15 protein-coding genes and 1 pseudogene are annotated in these 22,557 nt (G+C 70.8%); 9 read left to right on the top strand and 7 right to left on the bottom strand.

The genetic code is table 11. From position 1 onward, the window contains the following. Nucleotides 1-92 precede the first annotated feature (92 nt). From WMF36_RS17500 to WMF36_RS17485, 4 genes are read right to left on the bottom strand one after another with little or no spacing between them, the layout of a single operon-like run. Nucleotides 93-956 carry a hypothetical protein gene (locus tag WMF36_RS17500; protein ID WP_437580747.1) on the bottom strand — a complete coding sequence of 288 codons (864 nt, stop codon included), beginning with the start codon at nt 954-956 and terminating at the stop codon, nt 93-95. Next, nucleotides 953-2,323 carry a hypothetical protein gene (locus tag WMF36_RS17495; protein ID WP_437580746.1) on the bottom strand — a complete coding sequence of 457 codons (1,371 nt, stop codon included), beginning with the start codon at nt 2,321-2,323 and terminating at the stop codon, nt 953-955. Before WMF36_RS17495 ends, WMF36_RS17500 begins: the two co-directional genes overlap by 4 nt. Next, a complete protein-coding gene (locus WMF36_RS17490) occupies nt 2,323-3,762 on the bottom strand; it encodes a LysM peptidoglycan-binding domain-containing protein (RefSeq protein ID WP_437580745.1) in 1,440 nt (479 codons plus the stop codon). The genes WMF36_RS17495 and WMF36_RS17490 overlap by 1 nt, the downstream gene beginning before the upstream one ends. Then, nucleotides 3,759-3,974 carry a hypothetical protein gene (locus WMF36_RS17485; protein ID WP_437580744.1) on the bottom strand — a complete coding sequence of 72 codons (216 nt, stop codon included), beginning with the start codon at nt 3,972-3,974 and terminating at the stop codon, nt 3,759-3,761. The genes WMF36_RS17490 and WMF36_RS17485 overlap by 4 nt, the downstream gene beginning before the upstream one ends. Nucleotides 3,975-4,273: 299 nt before the next feature. Between WMF36_RS17485 and WMF36_RS17480 the strand changes: the two genes are divergently transcribed. Further along, on the top strand, nt 4,274-4,693 hold the full coding sequence (locus tag WMF36_RS17480) for an outer membrane protein assembly factor BamB family protein (protein WP_437580743.1): 420 nt from the start codon (nt 4,274-4,276) through the stop codon (nt 4,691-4,693). Nucleotides 4,694-4,838: 145 nt separating this feature from the next. Here the strand turns inward: WMF36_RS17480 and WMF36_RS17475 are convergent, their stop codons facing one another. Beyond that, nucleotides 4,839-6,071, bottom strand: a complete 1,233-nt coding sequence (locus WMF36_RS17475) for an FAD-dependent oxidoreductase (protein ID WP_437580742.1) — start codon at nt 6,069-6,071, stop codon at nt 4,839-4,841. Nucleotides 6,072-6,160: 89 nt separating this feature from the next. Between WMF36_RS17475 and WMF36_RS17470 the strand changes: the two genes are divergently transcribed. From WMF36_RS17470 to WMF36_RS17450, 5 genes are all read left to right on the top strand, one after another. After that, nucleotides 6,161-7,171, top strand: a complete 1,011-nt coding sequence (locus tag WMF36_RS17470; protein WP_437580741.1) for a LysR family transcriptional regulator — start codon at nt 6,161-6,163, stop codon at nt 7,169-7,171. 370 nt (nt 7,172-7,541) lie between these two features. After that, entirely contained in the window at nt 7,542-7,952 is a 411-nt protein-coding gene (locus tag WMF36_RS17465; RefSeq protein WP_437580740.1) for a CBS domain-containing protein, read from the top strand. 101 nt (nt 7,953-8,053) lie between these two features. Next, nucleotides 8,054-9,964: a GNAT family N-acetyltransferase gene (locus WMF36_RS17460; protein WP_437580739.1), complete on the top strand. Its 1,911-nt coding sequence runs from the start codon at nt 8,054-8,056 to the stop codon at nt 9,962-9,964. A 124-nt stretch (nt 9,965-10,088) separates the two neighbouring features. Continuing rightward, the gene (locus WMF36_RS17455) at nt 10,089-11,822 is read left to right on the top strand and encodes an acyl-CoA carboxylase subunit beta (RefSeq protein ID WP_437580738.1); all 1,734 of its coding nucleotides are present in this window, start codon (nt 10,089-10,091) and stop codon (nt 11,820-11,822) included. Nucleotides 11,823-11,824: 2 nt separating this feature from the next. After that, complete coding sequence (locus tag WMF36_RS17450; RefSeq protein WP_437580737.1) at nt 11,825-14,737, top strand: biotin/lipoyl-containing protein; 2,913 nt, start codon at nt 11,825-11,827, stop codon at nt 14,735-14,737. A gap of 20 nt (nt 14,738-14,757) precedes the next feature. Here the strand turns inward: WMF36_RS17450 and WMF36_RS17445 are convergent, their stop codons facing one another. Then, complete coding sequence (locus WMF36_RS17445; protein WP_437580736.1) at nt 14,758-15,996, bottom strand: YncE family protein; 1,239 nt, start codon at nt 15,994-15,996, stop codon at nt 14,758-14,760. 561 nt (nt 15,997-16,557) lie between these two features. Here WMF36_RS17445 and WMF36_RS17440 point away from each other — a divergent pair. Both WMF36_RS17440 and WMF36_RS17435 read left to right on the top strand, forming a co-directional pair. After that, the gene (locus tag WMF36_RS17440; protein ID WP_437580735.1) at nt 16,558-17,496 is read left to right on the top strand and encodes a hypothetical protein; all 939 of its coding nucleotides are present in this window, start codon (nt 16,558-16,560) and stop codon (nt 17,494-17,496) included. 196 nt (nt 17,497-17,692) lie between these two features. Continuing rightward, nucleotides 17,693-20,221, top strand: coding sequence for a catalase (locus tag WMF36_RS17435; RefSeq protein ID WP_437580734.1), 2,529 nt, complete (start codon nt 17,693-17,695; stop codon nt 20,219-20,221). 12 nt (nt 20,222-20,233) lie between these two features. Here WMF36_RS17435 and WMF36_RS17430 read toward each other — a convergent pair. Next, nucleotides 20,234-20,386: pseudogene (locus WMF36_RS17430) on the bottom strand (glucuronyl esterase domain-containing protein); the annotation flags it as partial. Nucleotides 20,387-20,998: 612 nt separating this feature from the next. On the opposite strand from WMF36_RS17430, the gene WMF36_RS17425 reads away from it, so the two are divergent. Continuing rightward, on the top strand, nt 20,999-21,826 hold the full coding sequence (locus WMF36_RS17425) for a glycoside hydrolase family 11 protein (protein WP_437580733.1): 828 nt from the start codon (nt 20,999-21,001) through the stop codon (nt 21,824-21,826). Nucleotides 21,827-22,557 lie beyond the last annotated feature (731 nt).

Below are 22,557 nucleotides of genomic sequence, written 5' to 3'. Positions count from 1 at the left end.
CTTCCCGCCTTCCCGCCTTCATGTTCAAATCCGGCCACCCCCTCGGATGACAGGATCGGGCGAGCCCGCCGCGACCGGTCGACCTCACCCCATCACGGCGCGCGGCGGAGCGCGCCGCGCTGCCAGACGTACCGGCCGCGGGTGTTGCAGATACGCCGGTAGGTGGCACGCGCGCCCTGCCAGGAGGCGCTGTTCCAGCCGGAGGCGACCGGGAGGGGCTTGTTCGTGGCGATCGACGGGTGGTCGCACGCGGGGGTCGTCCCAGCCGGCTCCTCGAATCGGACCGCGTCCCCCTCGACGCGGAGGTCGAGCGCGACGGAGCAGGGGATCGGGGTGTCCGGCGCGCAGTCGTCGAGCATCGCGCCGGTGGGCACGTCGAGCACGGCCCGGAGCGCGCCGCCTCGCGCTGCGTGGAGCACCGTGTGCGTCACGAAGGGCACCGCCGTGGATTCCTGCTCGCGTCCGCGCGAGCAGACCATCAGCTCGACCTCCGGCAGGCTGAGCGCCCCGTGGCACGAGCACACGTTGAGGCGCTGAGGCGGTACCGTGGCGAGGGTCGACAAGCACGAGGCGTCGGGGCGCCAGGTGACGCCGCGGGCGGCGAGCCAGGCATCCTGGTCGAACGGCTTGCCAGCCGGCGCGCTCGGGCCGGCGGACATCCCGGGAGCGGGCGACCCCGACGCGGCCTCGGCGCTCGACAGCGGCGATCCCGATGGCGGAGCCCCGGTGGTGCCGAGGGGCGCAGCATCCAGATCGGGCAGACCCGCGTCGCCCGCGGAGGCGGCTCCGGTGGGCAAGGCTGGCGACGCAGGCGCGCTCACCGCGCTCGCCGACGAGGTGAGCACCCCCGTCGACGCATCGCCCTGGGGCAGGCGCTCTCGATGACAGCCCAGATGACCGACTGCCAGGGCTGCCGCGAGCGCAGCGACGACGAGCGGGACGATGGCGCGCTTCAAAACAGGGAGTCCTGCAAGAACTGTTGCAGAAAGGTCAGGGCGAAGGGACCGGGGACGGCGACATAGCCGCCGAAGACCGCGAACTGATGCCAGCAGTCGGCTCTCTCGCGCAGCTGTGGGTAGGCGGAGATCACGTGATCCCAGAGCGGGTTGCTGCCGGCCTCATAGGCCTTCTTGTCGGGCGGCGTCGCGGTGACACGCGATGCAGGGCCACCTGCGAGCTTCTCGATGCTGATCCGGATCCCCTCGTTTGCCGCGAGCTGATAACCCCCGGTCATCCGCAGCACCGTGTCGCTCCGCGAGTTGAACCACTGGATCGCGGCGCCCGCGCTGGAGGGCGTGCCCCGCGCGTCGAACGCGTACACCTCCGAGACGCGCTGCCGGTTGCCGGCGAGGGCGGCCCACATGGACAGACCGCCGGCGCTGTAGCCCGCGATGCCGAGGCGGCCGAGCTGGATTGCGCCGCGGTTCTTTCCGAGGCGCTGCTCAGCCCAGAGCAGGCGGAGCGCGCCGCCGGCGAGGGCGGGAAGCGACGCGCCCGTCGCGCCGCCGAAGTCGGAGCCGCTCGGCCAGGGGTGAAGGATGACCACGGGCTTCTGGCTCCGGGAGAGCGCGTCCTCGAAGCCAGCGCGCAGCCACACATAGGGCCTGTTGCCGTCGCTGGGGTCGGGGCGGAACACGTCGCGCCGCCAGACGTCCGCGTGTGGATCATCGACGGGCTTGAGCAGATAGCGGTTGAGCCCGAACATCTCGTGGTGGGCCTCGTCGACGCGAGCATAAGCGTAGCTCTGAGGCCGGAAGAACACGAGGCAGCCGACCCCGGGCGCAGGCGGCGCGGCGCAGGCGGCGGGGACGGTCGCAAACCAGATGAGCGGCTTTCCGCCGGTGTATCCGAGGGCGATGAGCTCGGGATCGCCCGGCTGGTGCTCGGCGACGTACTCGGACGCGGAGGCGGCGTACGCCATCCAGAACGGCGTGATGTTCACGAACTCCGTCCGGATCTGCGTCAGCGCGGCGCCGTTCACGTTGGCCATCACCTTCGTGTCCACGAGCGGGTGGCTCTTGACATAGGCGGGGAGGCTCGCCGCCTCCAGCATCGTTCCCCCCGCGGCCACGTCGTAGGGCTGCTCCACCTGGAGCACGGGATGGCTCATCGCGCCCACGCGCCCGACGGCGCCGAACGAGGCCGTGAACGTGGCCTTCAAGACGACCCGCGCCGTCCCGTCGGGGATGTCGAACTCGCGCACGCCCGGGGACATGGACGCGAGCGGCAACGGCGCCCCGCCGGCCTCGAGGCGCACGTCGGCCCCCGCCTCGGGCAGGAGCGCGTGCCCCGCGTTCGGCCAGGTGACCCTGAGCTTCAGCATCAGACCTGCTCCGCCTCCTGGAACACGGGATCCACCTTCCCCTCGAGGGCCAGCTCGACCATCGTCGATCGGTAGACGAGCTCCTCGACGAACGGGGGCGGCGCATCGAGGCTCGGCGCGGGCAGGTCGAGCGGAATGCTCTCGAGGAAGCGCCATACCGGATCCAGGCGCTTTTGGAACAGCGCCTCGTGGAGCGCGTCGACCGCCGCGCGGAGCCACTCGGGCGGAGCCGGCGCGGCGGGCGCCGGCGCGTCGGGCGGGGGCGCAGGGCTGGCCGGCAGCGCGACCCACTCCGGGATCGCCTCGGCCGGCATCACGAGCGTGTCGCCGGGGAAGATCACGTCGGGCGACCGCCCTCCGTAGCGCTCCTGGTTGAGCGCCCAGATCTCCCTCCAGCGGGCGCCGTCTCCGAGGTAGCGGGCCGCGATCCGCACCAGCGTGTCGCCGCTCTGGACGACGAGCACGTTGGGCGCGATCCATAGCCCGGCATCGATCGGAGGCGGGGGGATCGGCGGCGGCGGAGTTGGCGAGGGCTCCGGTACCATTCCCTGGACGACGGCCTGAGCGCCTATCGCACCGGAGTGGAGCGCGAGCATCGCGCGCTCCCCGGCGAGGGTGAGCTGCCATGGCCCCGCCCGATCGACCAGGGACAGCGCGCGCCACGGGGATGCCTGGGCAATATGAACGAGGTCGGTGCGCGTCACGAGCAGGAGCGTCTGGGGCTCGGCATCCGGCAGGCTCACGGCGTCCCCGCAGCGGCTCGGGACGCGCACGTGCCACGCGTCCCTCTCGGGCAACGGCGTGGTCCGGCGCGGGCCCCGCTCCCGGCCGGCGAGCGCCCTGGCGAGTTCACCGGCGCTGGCGATGGCGGCGCTCCCCCAGCCCGCCGGCACGCCGTCGACGCGCACGCGCCCGCTTCCGTCCGTTCGGCGCACGACCTCTCCTGCAGGCGTGCTCACCCGCAGGCTCACGCCGGCGATCGGGGTCTCCAGCTCGTCCAGCAGGACGACCTCGTAGAACGACAGCTCGGTCGCCGCCCCGGGAGATCGGGCCGGCCGTGACCTTGCCGTTGCATCATGCGGCGCGCGGGCTTCCGGGCCGCGGGGCGCGGCGGACGCCGCGGCGTGGATCTCGCGGAGCGCGACGAGCTCTCCGTGCTCCAGCGCCTGACGTACCCGCGCGGTGATCCGATCGCGAATCTCTCGATGGTCCTGGTGGTGCGGGCTCGACCGGCCGCCGAGGGTAAGCTCGCAGTAGATCTCCTGGAGGACCTGGAGGTCCTCATTCCGCCGAGCATCGATGGCGGACGAGGCAAACAGGGGCGGGACGGGCTCGAGATGGTCCCTGGATGGATCGTCGGGCGCGTGATGCGCGCGCACGAGGTAGATTCGCTGGCCGAAGTCCGAGATCGGCCATCTCCTGAGCCAGGGGTGCGTCATGTCGGGAGCAACCAGATGACCAACCTCCAGCCGAAGTCCACCGCCAGGAGGTTGAGCACCTGCTGCAAGTCGCCCCCGTACGCTCGCCACGCCGCGTCGGCGTCGGTGTCGAGCACCCGGTGCTCGTTCTCCCGGTCGATCAGCCGCGCCGTCGAGAGCGCGGCTCGATAAAAGCAGAGGGCCTGGTCTTGCGTCGGTGCGGTGTCTTTCATCGAAGCCCGGGCGGCGGAGGAGAGTAGAGCGAACGCGGGCGAAATGTCGATCCTCCGCGCGCGGAGCCGCCCCCGGCGCTCTCCGAGGTGCGCCGATGGACGACCGCCGCGCCGGAGGAGCGCAGCGAGGAGCCTCTTCCGTGGAGCTCGCCCCGCCCTCAGCTGTGCGCCGGGAGCCCATGCGAGCGCGCATCGTCCGTCGTGCGCACGGCTCGCGACCGCGCGCGTGCCCGCAGCTTGCCGCGCTTCCCCCCTGCTGATAGCTGCTCGCTGGGCGCAATCAGGAAGAGAGGCAACGGATGAGCGAATACCGGACAATCGCGGCGGCGCCGGTGCTGGTGGCGGCGTTCCTGGATCAGATCTTCGGCGTCGACCCGGTCACCGGGCGCGTGCTCTGGGAGCACAAGCAGGGCGGCGCCGGGTATTCGTCCACCGCGCTCCTGATCACGCCTGCGGCGATCTACGCGGCGACCTTCAGCAGCATCGCCTGCCTGCGCTACCCGACGGGCGAGCTGCTCTGGCAGGCGGAGACCGCCACGCAGGGCCGCGCCACGCTCCTCCTGGAGGGAGACCGGCTCTTCCTCGCCAAGCAGGGCGAGATCGAGTGTTTCTCGCTCACCGGCCAGAGCCTCTGGCACAACCGGTTCAAGGGCAAAGGGATGGCCGCGGTCGCCCTGGGCGTGCCGGGCAACGTCGCCCAGGCCGACGACAAGGACTGACGCGCACCGAGGCGTCGAGGTCCGGCGAGGCTCGCCCAGGTCGGCCAGGAGGCCACGCTTCACATCGATGTCGATTCCCGTAGAGCGCACCTCCGAGCGCTCCGAAGGAGATGCGCCGCCACGTCAATGGGAGATGAGCGATGGCTCATCCGCGAGTCCCCTCCCCGCCCCCGCGCACCTCGGCCCGCGCCTCCCAGTCGATCCGGTACGCGTGCACGCGCGCCTGCGCGGCGGCGCCGATCCGCAGGAACAGCGGCAGCGCCCGGTCGCGGAACCACTCCGCCACCGGGCCGGCGACGGCCTTGCGGCTGCCGTGCCGCCGCGCCTGGCGGACGATCGCCTCGACGCGCGGCCGCCGAAGGCGCTCGAAGGTCGCGAACGCCTGCTCCGGCTCGGCCTCGTCCCGGAGGCACATCGCGAGGAGCATGCCGTCCTCCATGGCCAGCGACGCGCCCTGGCCGGCGTGCGGGGTCGCCGCATGCGCCGCGTCCCCGATGAGGCAGACCCGGCCGGCGTGCCAGCGCGGCATCGTGAGGATGTCGTGCAAGGGCCACGGACCGAGCACCTCCGGGGTCGCGCGCACCACGTCGGAGATCCAGCCCGGATCGCCCTGGTGCAGCGCAAGGATGCGCTCGCGCAGCGGCCCCGGCGAGGCGGCGCTCCCCGGGTCGGGCTCCCCGCTGTTGTGGAACCACCAGATCTCGCCCCCCGGCGCCGCGAACGCGCCGAAGAACGCGCGCCGGCCGAACACCATCACGTTCCATCCGGGCGAGAGCGGCGCGCCGGGGCAGCGCGCGAACCCGCCGAAGTCGAGGAGCCCTGTGTAGTCCGGCGCCGGCGCCTCGGGCAGCGCGCTCGCCCGCGTGCGCGAGCGGAACCCGTCGCACCCGATGAGCACGTCGCCGCGCGCCTCGCCCGCCTCACCGCCCTCGCCGAAGCGCGCCACGACCTCGCGCGGATCCGACCGGTCGATGTCGGTGAGCCGCATGCCGTACCGGATCTCGACGCCGCGCCGGACCGCCTCCTCCGCGAGCTCCGCGCGCAGCGCGCCGCGCCGGATCATCACGAGCCCGGCCCCGAACCGCCGCGCCGCCTCGCGCTGATCGATCACGCCGATGCGCCGGCCGCGCGCGTTCTCGAACCGGATCCCCGCGCAGGGCGCGCCCCGCGCCTGCACCGCGGCCGCCATGCCCAGATCGGCGAGCACGTTCATCCCGTTCGGCGCGATGCCCAGGAACGCCCCCTCGCGCTCCAGAGGCGCCTCGCGCGCCTCGAAGATCGTCACCTCCACGCCGAGCCGCCGCAGGAACATGCCGAGCACCGGGCCCGCGATGCCCCCGCCGACGAGGATCGCACGCCGCACACCTCGCTGTGTCATCCCGAAACCTCCTCTCGATGTCCGGGCCAGCATGGGGGCGACTGGCACTCATTGCCAGTGATGATCCGTGATGGTAATCATCACCACCCGTGAATTTATCGGCGATCGACCTCAATCTGCTGCTCGTCCTGCACGCGGTGCTCGAGGAGCGAAGCGCGGCGCGGGCGGCGCGGCGGCTCCACGTCACGCCGTCCGCGGTGAGCAACTCGCTCGCGCGGCTGCGCGCCGAGCTCGGAGATCCGCTCGTCGTGCGGAGCGGGCGCGGCCTCGCTCCGACGCCCCGCGCGCAGGAGATCGCGCCGCGGCTCCGGGCGGCGTTCGGGGAGATCGCCGGGGCGCTCGAGGGGGAGCGGTCGTTCGACCCGAAGGCGACCGCGCGCGCGTTCGCGCTCGCGTGCTCCGACGTCGACCAGATCTGCAGCTTGCCGGCGATCGCGCGGTCGTTCGCGGCGGAGATGCCGCGCGCGAACCTCCGCGTCGTGAGCGTCGACCACCTCGAGGCGGCCGGCGGGCTCGCCGGCGGCGACATCGACGCGGCGCTCGCGCCCGCCCACCCGCTCCCGCCCGGCCACCACGCCGCGGACCTCTACGAGCAGGACAGCGTGTTCGTTGTCCACCGCGCTCACCCGTGCGCCCGCCGCCGGCTGACGCGCGAGCTCTTCAACTCGTTGCGCCACGTCGACATCCACCTCGCGCTCGGGCGCGGCGGCATCGGCAACCGGGCCGCCCAGGAGCTGCTCGCGGCCCACGGGCTGCACCGCCAGATCGCCGTCACGGTCCCTACCTTCTCCGCCGCGGCGGTCGTCGCCGCGAGCACCGATCTCGTCGCCGGCATGCCGCGCCGCATGGCCGAGGCGCTCGCGCGGATCGCGCCGCTCGCCATCGTCGAGCCGCCGATGCCCGCGATGGTCTTCCGCATGCAGCTCGTCTGGCACGAGCGGACGCACCTCGACGAGGGCGCCCGCTGCTTCCGCGAGCTCGTCATCGCCGCCCTGCGCGACGGCCCGCGCGCGCGCGGCCACGCGACGGAGAGCAGGCGCAGGGCGAAGAAGCGGGCCGCGCCCTCGGCGCGAGCCGGAGGGCGGAAAGGCGGGAGTTGACCTCCGTCCTCCATGGGAATCCCCACCTCGAACCCCTCTCGACAGCGCGCGAAGACGTGGAATCCATTCCGGCCGATGCGGCCCGGCGAACGGCTTGCGCCCGCGCGCAGCCGCTGCGGGCGCGCGCTCGGGGGACAGCGGGGGCTCGCACGTCCAGCGCGGCGCAGGCCGTGCACCGGCTCGGGCAACGCGTCGGAGCAACGCGCTCAGCCGCGTTGACGACGGTGCCGTGAGCGCCGAGCTCCACCCAGTGGTCCGCATCTTGCAAACCCACCAAGCACCAAACACTGAATCCCTGAATCCATGAATCACGTGATTCACGAGTCAGGGGCACGGACCATCACGCAAGCCCAGCCCCGGCGGAGGCCCCATGAGCTCTTCCACGCTTCGCATCCAGGACTGCATGACCAGGAGCCCGCACTCGATCGGCGCCGATCAGAAGGTCGGCCTCGCCCGCACGCTCATGCGCGGGCATCGCATCCGGCACCTGCCGGTGCTGCGCGGCGGCCGGCTGGTCGGCATGATCTCGGAGCGGGACATCTACTGGATCGAGACGCTCAAGGACCAGCAGGGCGATGATCTCCTCGTGAGCGAGGCGATGTCGCCGTGCCCCTACGCCGTCGCGCCGGACGCGCGGCTCTCCGAGGTGGTCCGCGAGATGGCCGAGCGCAAGTACGGCTCGGCGGTGGTGCTGGACGGCGCACACGTCGTCGGCGTGTTCACGACGACCGACGCCCTGGCCGTCCTGGCCGCCTTGCTCGCCGAGAAAGAGATCGCCTGACCGCGGCCCGGCCAGCGCGAAGCGACAGCCGGTCATCGCCCGTTCGGACGCCGGCAACGACCGTCCCTCCACCCACCACGAGCCCCCCAAGAAGGCATCCGATGCAGCAGACGGTCACCGACTGGCAAACGCGCTTCGCCGGCAAGATCAAGACGGCCGAGGAGGCCATCCGCGCCATCCCGCGCGGGCGGCGCATCCTCGTGGGCTCGGGCGCCGCGGAGCCGGGCGATCTCGTGAACGCCATGGTCCAGTCCGGCGACCACCTCGCCGACAACGAGATCGTCCACCTGATGACCGAAGGCCCTGCGCCGTATGTCCGTCCCGGCCTCGAGCGGCGGTTCCGTCACACGGCGTTCTTCATCGGCCAGAACGTCCGCGAGGCGGTCCACGAGGGGCGCGCCGACTTCATGCCGGTCTTCCTCTCCGAGATCCCGAGCCTGTTCCTGTCGCGCCGGGTGCGCATCGACGTGGCCCTCATCCAGGTGAGCCCCCCGGACGCCCACGGCTTCGTCAGCCTCGGCGTCTCCGTCGATATCGTCCGCGCCGCCGTCGACTCGGCAGATCTGGTCCTCGCCGAGGTCAACCCGCGGATGCCACGCACCCACGGAGACTCGTTCTTGCACGTGGACCGGATAACCCACCTCGTCCCGGTCGATCGCGAGCTCCCCGAGCGCGCCACCGAGCCACTCGACGAGATCGACCGCGCCATCGGGCGTCACGTGGCGACGCTCGTGCCCGACGGCGCGACGCTCCAGATGGGCATCGGCAAGATCCCGAACGCCGCGCTCGCCGCCCTCGAGGGCAGGAGCGACCTCGGCGTCCACACCGAGATGCTCTCCGACGGCGTGATGGATCTCGTCCTGCGCGGCGTGATCACGAACCGCAGAAAGACCCTCCTGCCGGGGAAGCTCGTGACCTCGTTCCTGCTCGGGAGCCGCGCCCTCTACGCCTGGGCCCACGACAACCCCGTCCTCGAGATGCGCGGCTCCGCCTTCACCAACGATCCGCTGACCATCGCCCGGAACGACAGGATGATCGCCATCAACGCGGCCCTCGCCGTCGACCTGACGGGCCAGGTCGCCGCCGACACGCTGATGGGCCGCTTCTTCTCCGGCATCGGCGGCCAGGTCGACTTCATCCGGGGCGCCGCGCGGAGCCGCGGCGGCAAGCCGATCATCGCGCTCCGGTCCACCGCGAAGGACGGCACGATCAGCCGGATCCAGCCGGCGTTCGAGCAGGGCGCGGGCATCGTGACGAGCCGCGGGGACGTGCACTACGTGGTGACGGAGCACGGGGTCGCCGATCTCTGGGGCCGGAACATCCGGCAGCGCGCGCTCGCGCTCATCGAGATCGCCCACCCCGATCACCGCGCCGACCTCCTCGCCGCGGCCAAGCAGCGCCGCTACGTGTTCAGCGATCAGGTCATCTCGCGCGCGGACTACCCCTTTCAGGAGGCCCGCGCGGCGAGCCTCCCGTCCGGCGAGGCGCTGCTCTGCCGGCCGGTCAGGCTCTCCGACGAGGCCGCGCTCCAGGACCTCTTCTACCGCCTCTCGGACGAGAGCGTCTGTCGTCGCTTCATGAGCCACAAGCGGGAGCACCCTCACGAGGAGATGCAGCAGCTCGTGAACCTCGATTATGATCAGAGCATGGCCATCGTGGCCTGCGCCGGCCCGGAGAACGAGAACGTCGTCGGGATGGCCCGCTACGACGTCGATCCAAAGAACAACCTGGCCGACATCGCCTTCGTGGTCCGCGATGAATGGCAGGGCAAGGGGGTCGGCACCCTGCTCATGCGGCGCGCGGCGGAGATCGCGAGAGCCCGGGGGGTCTCGGGGTTCGAGGCCAACGTCCTGCTCACCAACAAGGCGATGATGCGGGTGATCGAGAAGAGCGGCCTGAGCCTCAACCTCGATCTCCAGGCCGGCGTTTACCACATCACCGCGCGCTTCGACCCGCTCGCCGCCCGCGAGCCGGCGGCCGGCCCGAGCAGCGCCGGGCCCGGCCACGCATGACGCGCGGAGTCCGAGCGGCGGGCGCCGCGCGCCGGGTGGAGGGGGGCGGGCGCCGGCCCGCGCCTCCGCCGGGCGCGCGAGGTGCGCCCGGCGATCGCGCCATGGTACAGTGCCTGTCCTGTCCATGAGTCCCCTTGATCGCAACGAACTAGCCACAAAGCCCGCCGCCGTCGTGCCCTCGCTCGACGATCCGCTCGACGAGCGCTCCGGCGAAGCGGCCGCGCCCGCCTCGGCGTACGACGCCGCGCTGCGGGAGGCCGAGGAGCTCCGCCGGCGCCCCTATGTGTCCGCGGGCCCGGAGAACATCATCCGGCAGCACAGCAAAGGCCGGATGACGATCTGGGAGCGCATCCGCGTGCTGACCCCCGAGCCGCCGCGCGTCATCTTCGAGAACTGGGGGCCGAACCTGGACGGCGCCTCGCTCGTCACGGCGATCCTGCGCATCGGCACCCGCGACATCGCGCTCTACGGCCACGATTTCACGGTCCGCGCCGGGTCGATGGACGCGACGAACGGCCGCAAGCTCGCCCGGCTGTTCCAGCTCGCGGGAGAGCGGGGGATCCCGCTCGTCGGCCTCAACGACAGCGCCGGCGCCTACGTCCCCGCGGGCGTCGGCGGGCTCGACGGCTACGCCGAGGCGTTCGCGGCGCTGCGCAAGATCAGCGGCGTGGTGCCGAGCATCATGTGCATGTTCGGGTTCAACGCGGGCGGCGGCTCCTACCTGCCGCGGCAGGGCAGCTTCGTCATCCAGCCGGGCGGGACGTTCTTCGGCCTGACCGGGGCGGCGGTCGTCAAATCGGTCCTCGGCGAGGTGGTCTCGCCCGACGACCTCGGCGGCCCCCGGGTCCACGGCGCCTCGGGCGTGGCCGATCTCACGGTGCCCGACGAGGTCGGCGCGCTGCGCACCACCGTCCGCCTGCTCGGCTACCTGCCGAGCAACAACCGCGAGAGCCCACCCTTCCAGCGGACGAGCGATCCGCTCGACCGGGAGACGACCGAGATCGATACGCTGCTCCGCAGGACGATCTCGTCGCCGACAGGCTACAATACGCCGCTCGATATCAGCATCATCATCCAGCGCATCTGCGATCACGGCGACTATTTCGAGGTGCAGCCGCAGCGCGCGCGCAACACGATCACGGCGTTCGGGCGGATCGGCGGGCGCGTCGTCGGCTTCGTGGCGAACAACAGCGCGGTCGCGTCGGGGCAGATCGACGTGGCGGCCGCTTACAAGAACGCGCGCTTCATCCGCTTCTGCAACCTCTACAATATCCCTCTCCTCTTCATGGAGGACACCACCGGGTTCCTGCCGGGCAGGGAGCAGGAGGCGATGGGCATCGTGCAGGCCGGCCGGGCGATGCTCGACGCGATCATCGACGTGCGCACCCCGCGCATCCTGCTGCTCGTGCGCAACGCGTTCGGCGGCGCCTATGCCTCGTTCAACAACTACGCGACCGGCGCGGATGTCGTCCTCGCGCTCCCCACGACGCGCGTCGCGGTGATGGGGCCGGCCGGCAAGGAGTTCGTCTACAAGGACGAGCTCCGCAAGGTGCGCGCGCAGGCGAGCGCCAGGGAGAAGGCCGGCGTCAAGGAGCGGCTCGGCCGCGACATGGACGAGGCGAAGGCGAAGGCCGAGGCCCGCGAGGAGGCCGCGGCGTGGCTCAAGGCGAGAGAGGCCGAGTTCAGCGCGCGGTACGAGCGGGAGCTCATGAACCCGCGCGAGGGGCTCAGCCTGGGCTCCATCTCGCGGCTGGTGATGCCGCGCGAGCTCCGCTCGGTGATCGGAGAGAACCTGGAGTTCCTGCTCCGCCATTACCAGCCAGGGCCGTTCGCCGGCGTTCAGCGGGAGTTTCATTGACCATGGATGGTTTCGTGAGCAAGCGCGGTTACGACCGCAATCCGATGGTGGTGCGCGACCGCAGGCTCGGGCGATCGAGCTCGGCGTGGGTGCGCTCCTTCGCCGCCGAGGACGTGCGGCCGCTGATCGTCGGCCGGGGTCCGATCCGGAAAGAGGCGATGGATGTCTTCGCCCAGATGGGGATCGAGCGTTACGGCATCCTCCTGTCGGAGAAGGACTCGATCGTCTACACGCACGCGCTGGCGCCCGAGCTGCGCTGCATCCACCCCGCGCACGTGCACCGGGTGAAGGACTATACCGGCGCGACGAAGGACGAGCGCGTCAAGCTGATGCACGAGATCGTCGCGATCGCCCGGGAGGGCGGCTACACGCACGTGTTCGCGGGCTACGGCTTCATGGCCGAAGACGAGGAGTTCGTGCGCACCCTCGAGGAGGCGGGGCTCGTGTTCATCGGCCCTCGCTCGTCGGTCCAGCGCGCCGCCGGGCTCAAGGACGAGGCGAAGCGCACGGCGCTCGCGACCGCGGTCAGCGTGACGCCCGGCATCGACGACGCGACCCGGCGGATCGTGCTCCGCAAGTGGCCGGATCACGCGGCGCTGCGCGCGGCCGCGGCCGAGCGCGGGCTGGGCGGGCCGTCGCTCGCGGCGCGGCTCGCCGGGGAGGTCCCGCTCGCCGAGGCCGCGGACGCGCTGCTCGCGGCGGCGTACGCGCGGCGCGTGGATCTCTACACGACCGACGAGCTCTGCGCGGAGCTCGAGCGGGGCGCGGCCGAGCTCCTCGCCCGCCACCCGGGGCGGCGGATCCGGCTCAAGGCGATCGGCGGCGGCGGCGGCAAGGGGCAGCGGCTGCTCGCCGGCATCGCGCCCGGCGCGGCGGAGCCCGAGGCCGCGGCGCGCGCGCGGGCGGCCGAGGTCCCCGCGCTGGCGCGGGAGGTCCTCGCCGAGGTGAAGGCCGCGGGCGTCGGCGACAACAAGAACATCCTGCTCGAGCTCAACATCGAGGAGACACGGCACAACGAGATCCAGCTGATCGGCAACGGCGCGTGGTGCGTCGCGCTGGGCGGGCGCGATTGCTCGCTGCAGATGCACGAGCAGAAGCTGCTCGAGGTGGCGATCACGCAGGAGGGGCTCCGCGAGGCGATCGAGCGGGCGCGCGCGGCGGGCGACCCGCGCGGCGCGGCGTCGCTCGAGCGCGAGCTCACCTCGCTCGCCGGGATGGAGGCCGAGGCGGAGCGGTTCGGGCGGGCGGTGGGGCTGAACTCGGCCTCGACATTCGAGTGCATCGTCGAGGGCGATCATCACTATTTCATGGAGGTCAACACCCGGATCCAGGTCGAGCACCGGGTGTCGGAGCTCTGTTATGCTCTCCGCTTCGAGAGCCCGGACGATCCGGCCGACGCGTTCGAGGTGACCTCGCTCATCGAGTGCATGGTCCTCCTCGCGCGCCACGGGGAGCGGCTGCCCCGGCCGATCCGCGCGCGGCGGGAGGGGTCCGCGGTGGAGGCGCGCCTCAACGCCACGAACGACGCGCTGGAGCCGCACGCGGGCGGCGTCATCGTCTCCTGGAGCGACCCGCACCCGCACGAGATCCGCGACGATCAGGGCATCTGCGCGAAGAACCCCGACACGGGGGTGTTCATGCATTACCGGCTCGCCGGCGCGTATGACAGCAACATCGCGCTCCTCGTGACCTACGGCGGCTCCCGCGAGGAGGCCTATCTGCGGCTCTGCGAGATCCTGCGCACGACCACGCTGCGCGGCAGCGATCTGCACACGAACCTCCTGTTTCATTACGGGCTCGTGCACTGGTTCCTCGCGCGGAGCGTGTGGGCGAAGCCGACGACGCGCTTCGTGGTCCCGTACCTCACGCAGGTCGGCCTGCTCTCGGTGGAGCTCGGGGGCCTCGATTTCGACGCGATGTGGGCCGAGCTCGGCGCCCGTCACGCGCGCCGGCTGGCGGCGCTGTCCGGCGCCCCCGATGGCGCGGACGGGGCGCTCAGGAAGGTCTTTGCGCTCAAGGACACGCTTGTGCGCCGCCCCGTGGAGCGGATCTGCGCGGAGCCGCACCTCCTGTCGGCGTGGCTCAGCCGGAACATGGGGGCGTTCGAGGTCCGGTCGGGGCGGGTGCGCTGGCTCAAGAACCCGGTCGAGGTGCTCGCGGACACGTACTGGCTGCTCAACATGGCGCCGCAGCCGCACGCCCCCGCGGCCCACGCGATCTGGGATCACGACCAGGAGCTCCTCGCGCGCGCGCTCGGCTTTTATCGCCGCCTCGGCGAGCGAATGGGCCAGGCGGGCAGCGCGCCGTCGTGGCCTGTGCTGCGAGAGGTCCTGTCCCAGGACACCGCGCCTCCCGGCCATGACGGCGAGCTCTGGCGGAGGGTCCGCGGCTCCCACCTCGGCTTCCAGGCAGGGCTGGAGCTCCTCGACGCGCTGGTCCTCGCGGGAGAGGCTACGCGCTTCTTCGAGCTCCACGTGCGGGAGGACGGGACGGTCGCCCTCCCCGAGCGCCTGCTCGACAGCGAGCTCTCGGCCCGGATGCGCAAGGTCCTCGCGCCGCCGCCCGCGATGCGGGCGAACGAGATCGTCGCGGTCACCGGCGGCATGTTCTACGCGCAGGAGGCGCCGGATCGGCCCGCCTTCGTGACGAAGGGGAGCCATTTCGACGCCGGCGATCCGCTCTACGTCCTCGAGGTCATGAAGATGTTCAACAAGGTGCTCGCGCCGTTCTCCGGCACGATCGAGGAGGTGCTCATCGACGGCGGCGAGGGGACGATCGTGCAGAAGGGACAGCCGCTCTTCCGCGTGAGGCCGGATGAGGCGCACGTGGAGGAGGACGCGGGGGATCGCAAGCGCCGCCGGCGCGAGCAGACGATGCGGTATGTGGACGCCGTCTTCGACCCGCAGGGGTTCTGAGGGAGGAACCGCGACGTTCCTTATCGCGCCCCCGCCGCGACGCGCGCGAACGCGTCGGGAAAGAGGCCCACCTCGGCCTCGCTGCGCGTCTCCAGCGTCTCGGGATCGAGCCGGAGCACCTTGCCCGGCGTCACGGTCTGGTCGCCCTCGCAGACGATGAAGAGCCCGTGCTCCTCGTCGAGCTCCGCGAGGTGCGGCCTAAAGCATTCCCCGCTGATGTTCCGGATGACAGCGTTGCTGTCGTCCTGGGTCATGCCGATCCGCACGATCGTGTCGGGCACCTGCGTCGGCACGTAGATGGCGCTCCCGTCCGGGGTCCACGCGCTGACATAGGGCGCGCCGATCGTGAGGATCGTCCTGGATTCGTCGAACGTCCCTGACGCGACATCGAAGAAGCGCACGTCCCTGCTGTCCGTGTTGCTCACGGCGATGGTCTTCTGATCGGGCGACATGACGGCGGCGTAGGGCCCGTAGGACGACGAGTGGGAGTCCGACGGCAGCGGCGGCCCGACAGGGATGAGTTTCATCTCGGCGTCCGGGTCCGTCAGGTCGACGATCGCGAGGGCGTCGTCGCCATAACAGGCGACGTAGGCCCGGGCGCCGTCCGGCCGCGAGAGGGCGATCCCGTTCGCGGCCTTGCAGACCGGGATGAGCGTCGGCGCGGCGGCGCCATGAGGCCAGTCCGCGTCGGGATCCAGGACCGCGAGCGACGAGCGCGCCGCCTCGGGGTCCTCCGGGTTGTCGAGCGCGCGCTTGAGATCGAAATGAGAGACGACCACGCGCCCGCCGTCCTCCGAGATCACGATGTCGCCCGGGTTGGCCTCGACGCGCACCTGCCCGAGGACGCGCAGGTCGTCGAGCGCGAGCTTCTGGACATAGCCGGCCACCGTGCTCCCGCCGTGCACCGCATGGGGGCCGCTCGATCCGGCAATGGCAGGGTACGACAGCGCGATGTAGAGCGCGCCGCCCGCGGCGTCCACGGCCACGCGGTGAGGCCCATCGATCGTCACGGGCTCGCGGCCCACGGGGCGGACGCCGAACCGCTCCCCGGTCTCGAGCGCGATGAGGGAGATCGTATCGGAGAGGCTATCGGTCACCACGCCCATTCCGCCGTCCGGAATCACGATCTCCGGACGCCGGTTCGGATAGGCGTCGCCCTCGTAAGCACCGTGGCGAGTTTCAATGATGGGATCGGGGTCGCTACAGCTCGCCAGCGTCGCCGCGGCGAGCGCACAACCCAGGAATCGCGCAATGACCATGGATGACCTCGAAGACGAGCGCCGCCAGCCCGTGCACGCCGCATCGTAGCAGCCGCCCGCACAGGACGGGGCTCGCCGTACCACAGATCAGCCCGCCCGTGGGCTCCAGGAGGCGCCCGGCCGACGGCCGCTCCGTACGACCCTCGCCCCGACGACGTCGGCGCCGAGCTCGCTCTCGAGGCACGCCGAGCCCACACTGTAGATTTTTACACGGTCAGGGCCAGAACCCCTCCCCGGAGCGGCCGGTGCGCCCGCGCGCGCCGCGGCGAGGTGCGCGCTGTCATCTCCGGATCGGGGCCCCGAGGACAGCGGCATCACGACGTCGAGCCGCAGGTTGGCGCAGCCCCCTCCACACGGCGCCTCCGACATGCACCGCAGGCGGGCTCCTGTCACACGGGCATGACACCACGGCGTCACGACTGCATAACAGCGCCACGACGCTGTACCACGTTGCTCGTCCCTGATGGGCTGAAACCCGGGCGATCCGCGGGGTAGGCGCGCAGGCACGGTCAATGCAATGATCTGAATGCGCAGGGTACACAACCAGAGACGGAGACAAGCATGTTCTACGACAGACGCATTCTGGGTGGTCTCATCGCAGCTACGCTGCTCGCAGCGGGCTGCGCGGTCGAGACGGGCGATACGGGGGGAGCTTCGGAGGAGGCGTCGGCGAGCCAGGCCTCGCATGATTTCAGGCAGAAAAACCCCGAGGAGGGCGCCGGCGACCAGCCCGCTCGAGACATCGAGAGGGTCGAAGGCAAGGTGCTGAATCGATTCGTGGTGCCACGCGTCGGGACCGTATCGCTGATCGACGAGGATCCGCGCAGCGCGGTGCCCCAGATCGGCGTCCTGGTGGTCTCGTCGCCCGAGGACGACAGGCTCTTGCCGCTCGTCCACGAAGACGGGACCGAGATCACGCCGGTCGAATATCTGCTGAGCGCCGACGCCTCGGCAGACGTCTCGCCGCGGCTCCTCGAGCAGCATGCCTCGATCACCGGAGGCCACCAGATGCTTTCCGTGGTCTACAGCGCGGGGCCGGTGGTCACCGCCGGGAACTGCGCAGCGGCCTCATGGCAGAGCTACTTCGACACTCAGGCGCTCTCCTTCGGCGGCGTGGACGATTCCGAGCAACTCTCGAACATGACCACGTCGTCGCCGAGCTGGACAGCGAGCGGCTATCTGGGCAAATATTCGCGCATCGTCGCGGGAGCCTGCTTCGTCAGCCAAGGCGACGGCGACGACGACCTGACGGTGAGGATGGAAAGACGCGTCGACGGAAGCTGGCAAACCGTGAGTGGGACGCAGGCCACTCTCAATACGACGATCCATGGCGGCAAGGACCGCTATCTCTACATGAGCGGCTCGTATTGTTATGACCACGAACGCCGCATCACCGTCGCGGGGCGTCCCCCGGGGAGCGCTTATCCACCCGACAAGTTCCACCTTTCGGGCGCGTGGGGAGGGCAGGCGAACGGCTGCTGGATCGCGTCGGGCGGCTGACGCGCGCCCTCCCCTACCCCTTCCGCGATGGTCGTGCGCGCTCCGGCAGGGCGGCAAGCTCGTCTGCTGGGGGACAACACCGCGAGGCGCCGCAACGGACCCGGCCGCGCGTCGGTCGCCGGGGCGCCCGCCTGAAGCACGAGCGTTGGTGTGCTCCTTGCTGAAAGCCCCGGCTCCCCCCCCCGGAGGCCATCGCATGACCGATCCCAAAGACCCCGCGAAATCATCGTCCAAAGAGCCGGCACCGCGCGAGAAGGGCGCGGGCAGCGCCAAGCAATCGATGGGCGGCCCGTCGGCGAAGCCGCGGGCGGCGCGGCCGAAGCGCAGCCTCCTCGAGCGCGCGGCGACCGCGCTCGGCAGCGGGACGAGCAGCGACGACGCCGGAGTGCGCAACGTCGCGGCCGCCGACCGCCTCGACGCGAAGGTCGACGCCACCGAGGCGCTCGTCGCCGCGATCCCCGAGAACGTGAACAAACCCGCCGAGTACGCGCTACGCGGCAAATTGCCACAGCCGCCGCAAGGTGCCACGGCGAAGCCCGAGAACCTCGACGCGACCGCGAGCACGATCACCGAGAGCAACGAGTCCGAGAAGAATGGCGCCAAGGCGGCGCCGGGCGCGAACCCGAACCAGGGGCCGCTGCAGAAGCACCGGGTCGACTCGCTCGGCCGGGCGCTGACGACGAACCAGGGCGTCCCCGTCGGGGACAACCAGAACTCGCTGCGCGCGGGGCTGCGCGGCCCGACGCTGCTCGAAGACTTCATCCTGCGCGAGAAGATCACGCACTTCGACCACGAGCGCATCCCCGAGCGCGTCGTGCACGCGCGTGGCTCGGGCGCGCACGGCTACTTCGAGTGCACAGAAGACATCACCTCGCTCACCAAGGCCGCGCCCTTCGCGAAGGTCAGCAAGCGGACGCCGGTCTTCGTGCGCTTCTCGACCGTGGCGGGCGAGCGCGGCAGCGCCGACACGGTGCGCGACGTGCGCGGCTTCGCCGTGAAGTTCTACACCGACGAAGGCAACTGGGACCTTGTCGGCAACAACATCCCTGTCTTCTTCATCCAGGACGCGATGAAGTTCCCCGACGTGGTGCACGCCGTCAAGCCCGAGCCGCACCACCAGATGCCGCAGGCCTCGAGCGCGCACGACACCTTCTGGGACTTCATCTCGCTCATGCCCGAGTCGATGCACATGGTCCTGTGGCAGATGAGCGACCGGGCGATCCCGCGCAGCTACCGCACGATGCAGGGCTTCGGCGTGCACACCTTCCGGCTCGTCAACGCGGCCGGCGAGGCGACGCTCGTGAAGTTCCACTGGACTCCCGTGCTCGGCACGCACTCGCTCGACTGGGACGAGGCGGTGAAGATCTCGGGCGCCGATCCCGACTTCCACCGCCGCGACCTCTGGGAGGCCATCGAGGGCGGCGCGTTCCCCGAGTACCTCTTGCAGATCCAGACGTTCACCGAGGCCGAGGCCGAGCGGTGGAGCTTCGACGTGCTCGACGCGACAAAGATCGTCCCGGAGGAGCTCGCGCCCCTGCGCACGGTCGGCCGGCTCGTCTTGAACCGCAACCCCGATAACTTCTTCGCCGAGACCGAGCAGGTCGCGTTCTGCACGCAGCACGTCGTCCCCGGCATCGACTTCACGAACGACCCCCTGCTGCAGGGGCGCAACTTCTCGTACCTCGACACGCAGCTCTCGCGCCTCGGCGGGCCGAACTTCCACGAGATCCCGATCAACGCGCCGATCGCCGAGGTGCACAACAACCAGCGCGACGGGTTCCACCGCCAGGCGATCCCCCGCGGCCGCGTGAGCTACGAGCCCAACTCGCTCGCCGGCGGCTGCCCCTTCCAGGCCGGCGCGCGCGGCTTCGCCTCGGTCGCCGAGCGGCTGCTGGCGCAGCAGGCCACGACCGAGCCGAGCAAGCTGCGCGCGAAGCCCGAGAAGTTCGCCGACCACTACACGCAGGCGCGTCTCTTCTGGGCGAGCCAGACGCCCGTCGAGCGCGACCACATCGCGCGCGCCTTCCGCTTCGAGCTGACGCGCGTGCAGACGCAGGCCGTCCGCGAGCGCATGGTCCGGATGCTGCGGAACGTCGACGAGGGGCTGGCCGCGCGCGTCGCGGCCGACCTCGGCATGCCGCTCCCCGAGCCGCTCTCGATGGTGGCGCCGCCCGTCAAGGACCCCGAGGTCGCTGTGTCGCCGGCCCTGTCGCTGTTCGCCCGGCCCGGCGACGGCCGCATCCTCGGCCGCCGCGTCGCGCTCCTCGTCGCCGACGGCGTGAGCAGCGCGGCGTTGGGCGCCCTCTACGACGCATTGCTGCTCGCCGGCGCGGTGCCCCGCTACGTCGGCGCGCGCCTCGGCGTGGTGCGCACCGCCGAGGGCGACGACCTGCCGGTCGAGGTCACGATCGAGGCCGCCCCGAGCGTCCTCTTCGACGCGGCGGTGCTGCCGCCCGGCGCGGGCGCGGCGGCGCTGGCGCGCGACGGGCTCGCTGTCGAGTTCGTCCAGCTCCAGTACCGCCACTGCAAGCCCCTGCTCGTGCCGACGTCGGCCGCGCCTCTCGCCGCGGCCGCGGGCGTGAGGGCCGCCGCGACCGGCGCGGGCGCCGACCCGGGCCTGCTCGCCACGCCCGACGACGCGGTGGCCGACGCGGCCCCGGCGTTTATCAAGGCGATCGCCATGCACCGCGCGTGGCAACGCCAGACCGAGCCGCCGGCCGTCTGACGGGACGAGCAATCCGCGCGGCGCGTACATGGCGACCATCGAGTGCGTGTCTGCCGGGATGACATTCACGTTGCTTCTATAGTCGCCAAAAACAGTCCCAAACCACCCCTGCGCTTCGCTCCAGGCGGAGCTCAGCGACTGAGCCGGTTTCCCGGAGACTGACAATTTCTACTTCTACCTTCAATGCGCCGAGGCACGTGGGGTTCGAGCCCCGCAGGCTGTGCAGTGGAGGCGGCCTCATCGATGCATGGATCGGCTGTTGATACAGCTTCAATTTTCCAGGGGGCAGGCGGATCCCGGACGTCGAGCGGGTCGAGGCGACCGTGCGCGCCGGCGTGCCGCGGCTCGCAGCGCTCGGCCTGCTCGGGTGAGCGGCGCCGGTCGCGCGGGCGGAATTCCGGGGGGGCGCTGCGCCCGCTGGCAGAGGGGATTTCGCAGGAACGAGGGGGACGACGAGCGGATCAATGTGCTGTCGGCCACAGATGCGTTCGAGGGGGCGGGCGGAGATCGACCCTCGGCTGGCCCTGGACCGGCAACTGAAACGCCCCTCCGGGTCGCATGGTCATCGAAAGCTGGTCCCATCCGTGATCAAAAAGTCGGTTGCCGGGAATCTAGTTACCTAGCCAAGGAGGAAACGTGCGTCTAGCTTCACTACAAATTTACGCTCTTGTCTTCGGGTTCGCTGCGGCCGGTTGCGCGGGATCGGACGATTCGTCTGGGGATCCCGGGTCGGGTGGCAGCAGCTCGGCTGGGACGAGCGGCGCGACCACCGGTGGCGTGAGCACGAGTAGCGGCACCGGCGGTGCGGCGAGCTCGGGCGGGTCGACCAGCGTGACCACGGGCGCCGCGACCACGGGCGCCACGACAACAAGCGGATCGACGACGAGCGGATCGACGACGAGCGGATCGACGACGAGCGGGACCGGGGGCGCGGGCGGGACCGGGGGCGCGGGCGGGACCGGGGGCTCGGACGGACCCGCGAGCTCAAGCACGACCAGCGGCACACCTGTCGCGTGCACGGAGGCCGACAAGAAGGTCTGCAGCGATGACATCGGCACCCATTGCGGACTCACCTATGAGTACTGGAAGGACCGAGGGGACGGGTGCCTGACCAACACGGCTGATGGCTTCAGCGTGGAGTGGAGCAACATCAACAACTTGTTGGGCCGCAAAGGCGTGAGGCCGGGCGGCAAGGACCATATCGTCACGTACGAGGCCGACTATCGGCCGAACGGCAACTCCTACCTGGGTGTCTATGGGTGGACGACGAGCCCGCTCATCGAGTATTACATCATCGATAGCTGGGGCAACTGGCGTCCCCCGGGTGGAGAAGGGCTCGTGGGCACCGTCGAGAGCGACGGAGGCACCTACGACATCTACAAGACCCAGCGAGTCAACCAGCCTTCCATCGAAGGCACCGCGACGTTCTATCAGTTCTGGAGCGTCCGGAAGGAGAAGCGCACGAGCGGAACCATCACCGTCGCCAACCACTTCGACGCATGGGGGCGCCAGGGACTGACCCTGGGGAAATTCTATGAGGTCTCGCTGGTCGTGGAAGGATATCAAAGCAGCGGTAGCGCTGATGTGAAGGTCTCGATTGAATGAGCGCTGGGCCTTGAGCATCGTCTCGCCCAGCGACCACGAGATGTGAACGCTCACGGGCCGGGAGGGCGCTGAATTCACGGCGCCCAGGACAGTTGAACGGCGCTCTCCCGGCATCTCAGGTGGCGGGTCACGGTGTCAGGCGGCTTGTGCCGGGCGGCGGCATGACCGGCGGCACCGGCGACCCGCGGGCTGTGGAGTGAAGGCGGCCCTCTCGATACATGGATAGGTTGTGGATACAGCGTCACCTTTTTACGAGGGAGGCGGATCGCACAAGGAAACTTCTGTCACCCGAGGTGAGCGTGGCGATTCGCCATTGACATGCTCGAATGGCTTTGCTCTTCCTTTCTCCTCGGCTCATCCAAGAGACGGCGACGATCTCTTCGTAACGAATTTTACACCCGCTTACCCGCCCGGAAGCCTCGTGCTCTGCAATGCAACCAGCTGTTGGCCGAGGCCCCGTCCGGCGTCTCGCCCAGCGGCTGCGCGGGAGCATGCACCCGGCATCCAGCGGTGACTAGGAGCACCATGCGAATCAACGATCAGGCAGGCCTGTCCACCGTGTCATTCGGCAAGATATCGCAGCGCACGATCGGTTTGCTCTCATGCGTTACAGCCCTCCTGCTGGGAGCCTGTAGCGGCGAAGATCCCGACCCCGGGGGCACCGCTGGAGCCGGAGGCGCGGGCACCCAGGGAGCAGGGGGAGCGAGCGGCACACCTTCTTCGGTCGCCAG

Source organism: Sorangium sp. So ce887 (assembly GCF_051521455.1).
In the GTDB taxonomy this organism is placed as follows: Bacteria; Myxococcota_A; Polyangia; order Polyangiales; family Polyangiaceae; genus Sorangium.
The sequence above is the reverse complement of the archived record's forward strand: the minus strand, read 5'-3'. Positions and strand labels throughout refer to the sequence as shown.

Coding starts and splice junctions, on each gene's coding strand:
- WMF36_RS17455 (WP_437580738.1), top strand. CDS start 10,089: ATGAGTCCCCTTGATCGCAACGAACTAGCCACAAAGCCCGCCGCCGTC.
- WMF36_RS17440 (WP_437580735.1), top strand. CDS start 16,558: ATGTTCTACGACAGACGCATTCTGGGTGGTCTCATCGCAGCTACGCTG.
- WMF36_RS17435 (WP_437580734.1), top strand. CDS start 17,693: ATGACCGATCCCAAAGACCCCGCGAAATCATCGTCCAAAGAGCCGGCA.
- WMF36_RS17480 (WP_437580743.1), top strand. CDS start 4,274: ATGAGCGAATACCGGACAATCGCGGCGGCGCCGGTGCTGGTGGCGGCG.
- WMF36_RS17490 (WP_437580745.1), bottom strand. CDS start 3,762: ATGACGCACCCCTGGCTCAGGAGATGGCCGATCTCGGACTTCGGCCAG.
- WMF36_RS17495 (WP_437580746.1), bottom strand. CDS start 2,323: ATGCTGAAGCTCAGGGTCACCTGGCCGAACGCGGGGCACGCGCTCCTG.
- WMF36_RS17465 (WP_437580740.1), top strand. CDS start 7,542: ATGAGCTCTTCCACGCTTCGCATCCAGGACTGCATGACCAGGAGCCCG.
- WMF36_RS17485 (WP_437580744.1), bottom strand. CDS start 3,974: ATGAAAGACACCGCACCGACGCAAGACCAGGCCCTCTGCTTTTATCGA.
- WMF36_RS17475 (WP_437580742.1), bottom strand. CDS start 6,071: ATGACACAGCGAGGTGTGCGGCGTGCGATCCTCGTCGGCGGGGGCATC.
- WMF36_RS17445 (WP_437580736.1), bottom strand. CDS start 15,996: ATGGTCATTGCGCGATTCCTGGGTTGTGCGCTCGCCGCGGCGACGCTG.
- WMF36_RS17450 (WP_437580737.1), top strand. CDS start 11,825: ATGGATGGTTTCGTGAGCAAGCGCGGTTACGACCGCAATCCGATGGTG.
- WMF36_RS17460 (WP_437580739.1), top strand. CDS start 8,054: ATGCAGCAGACGGTCACCGACTGGCAAACGCGCTTCGCCGGCAAGATC.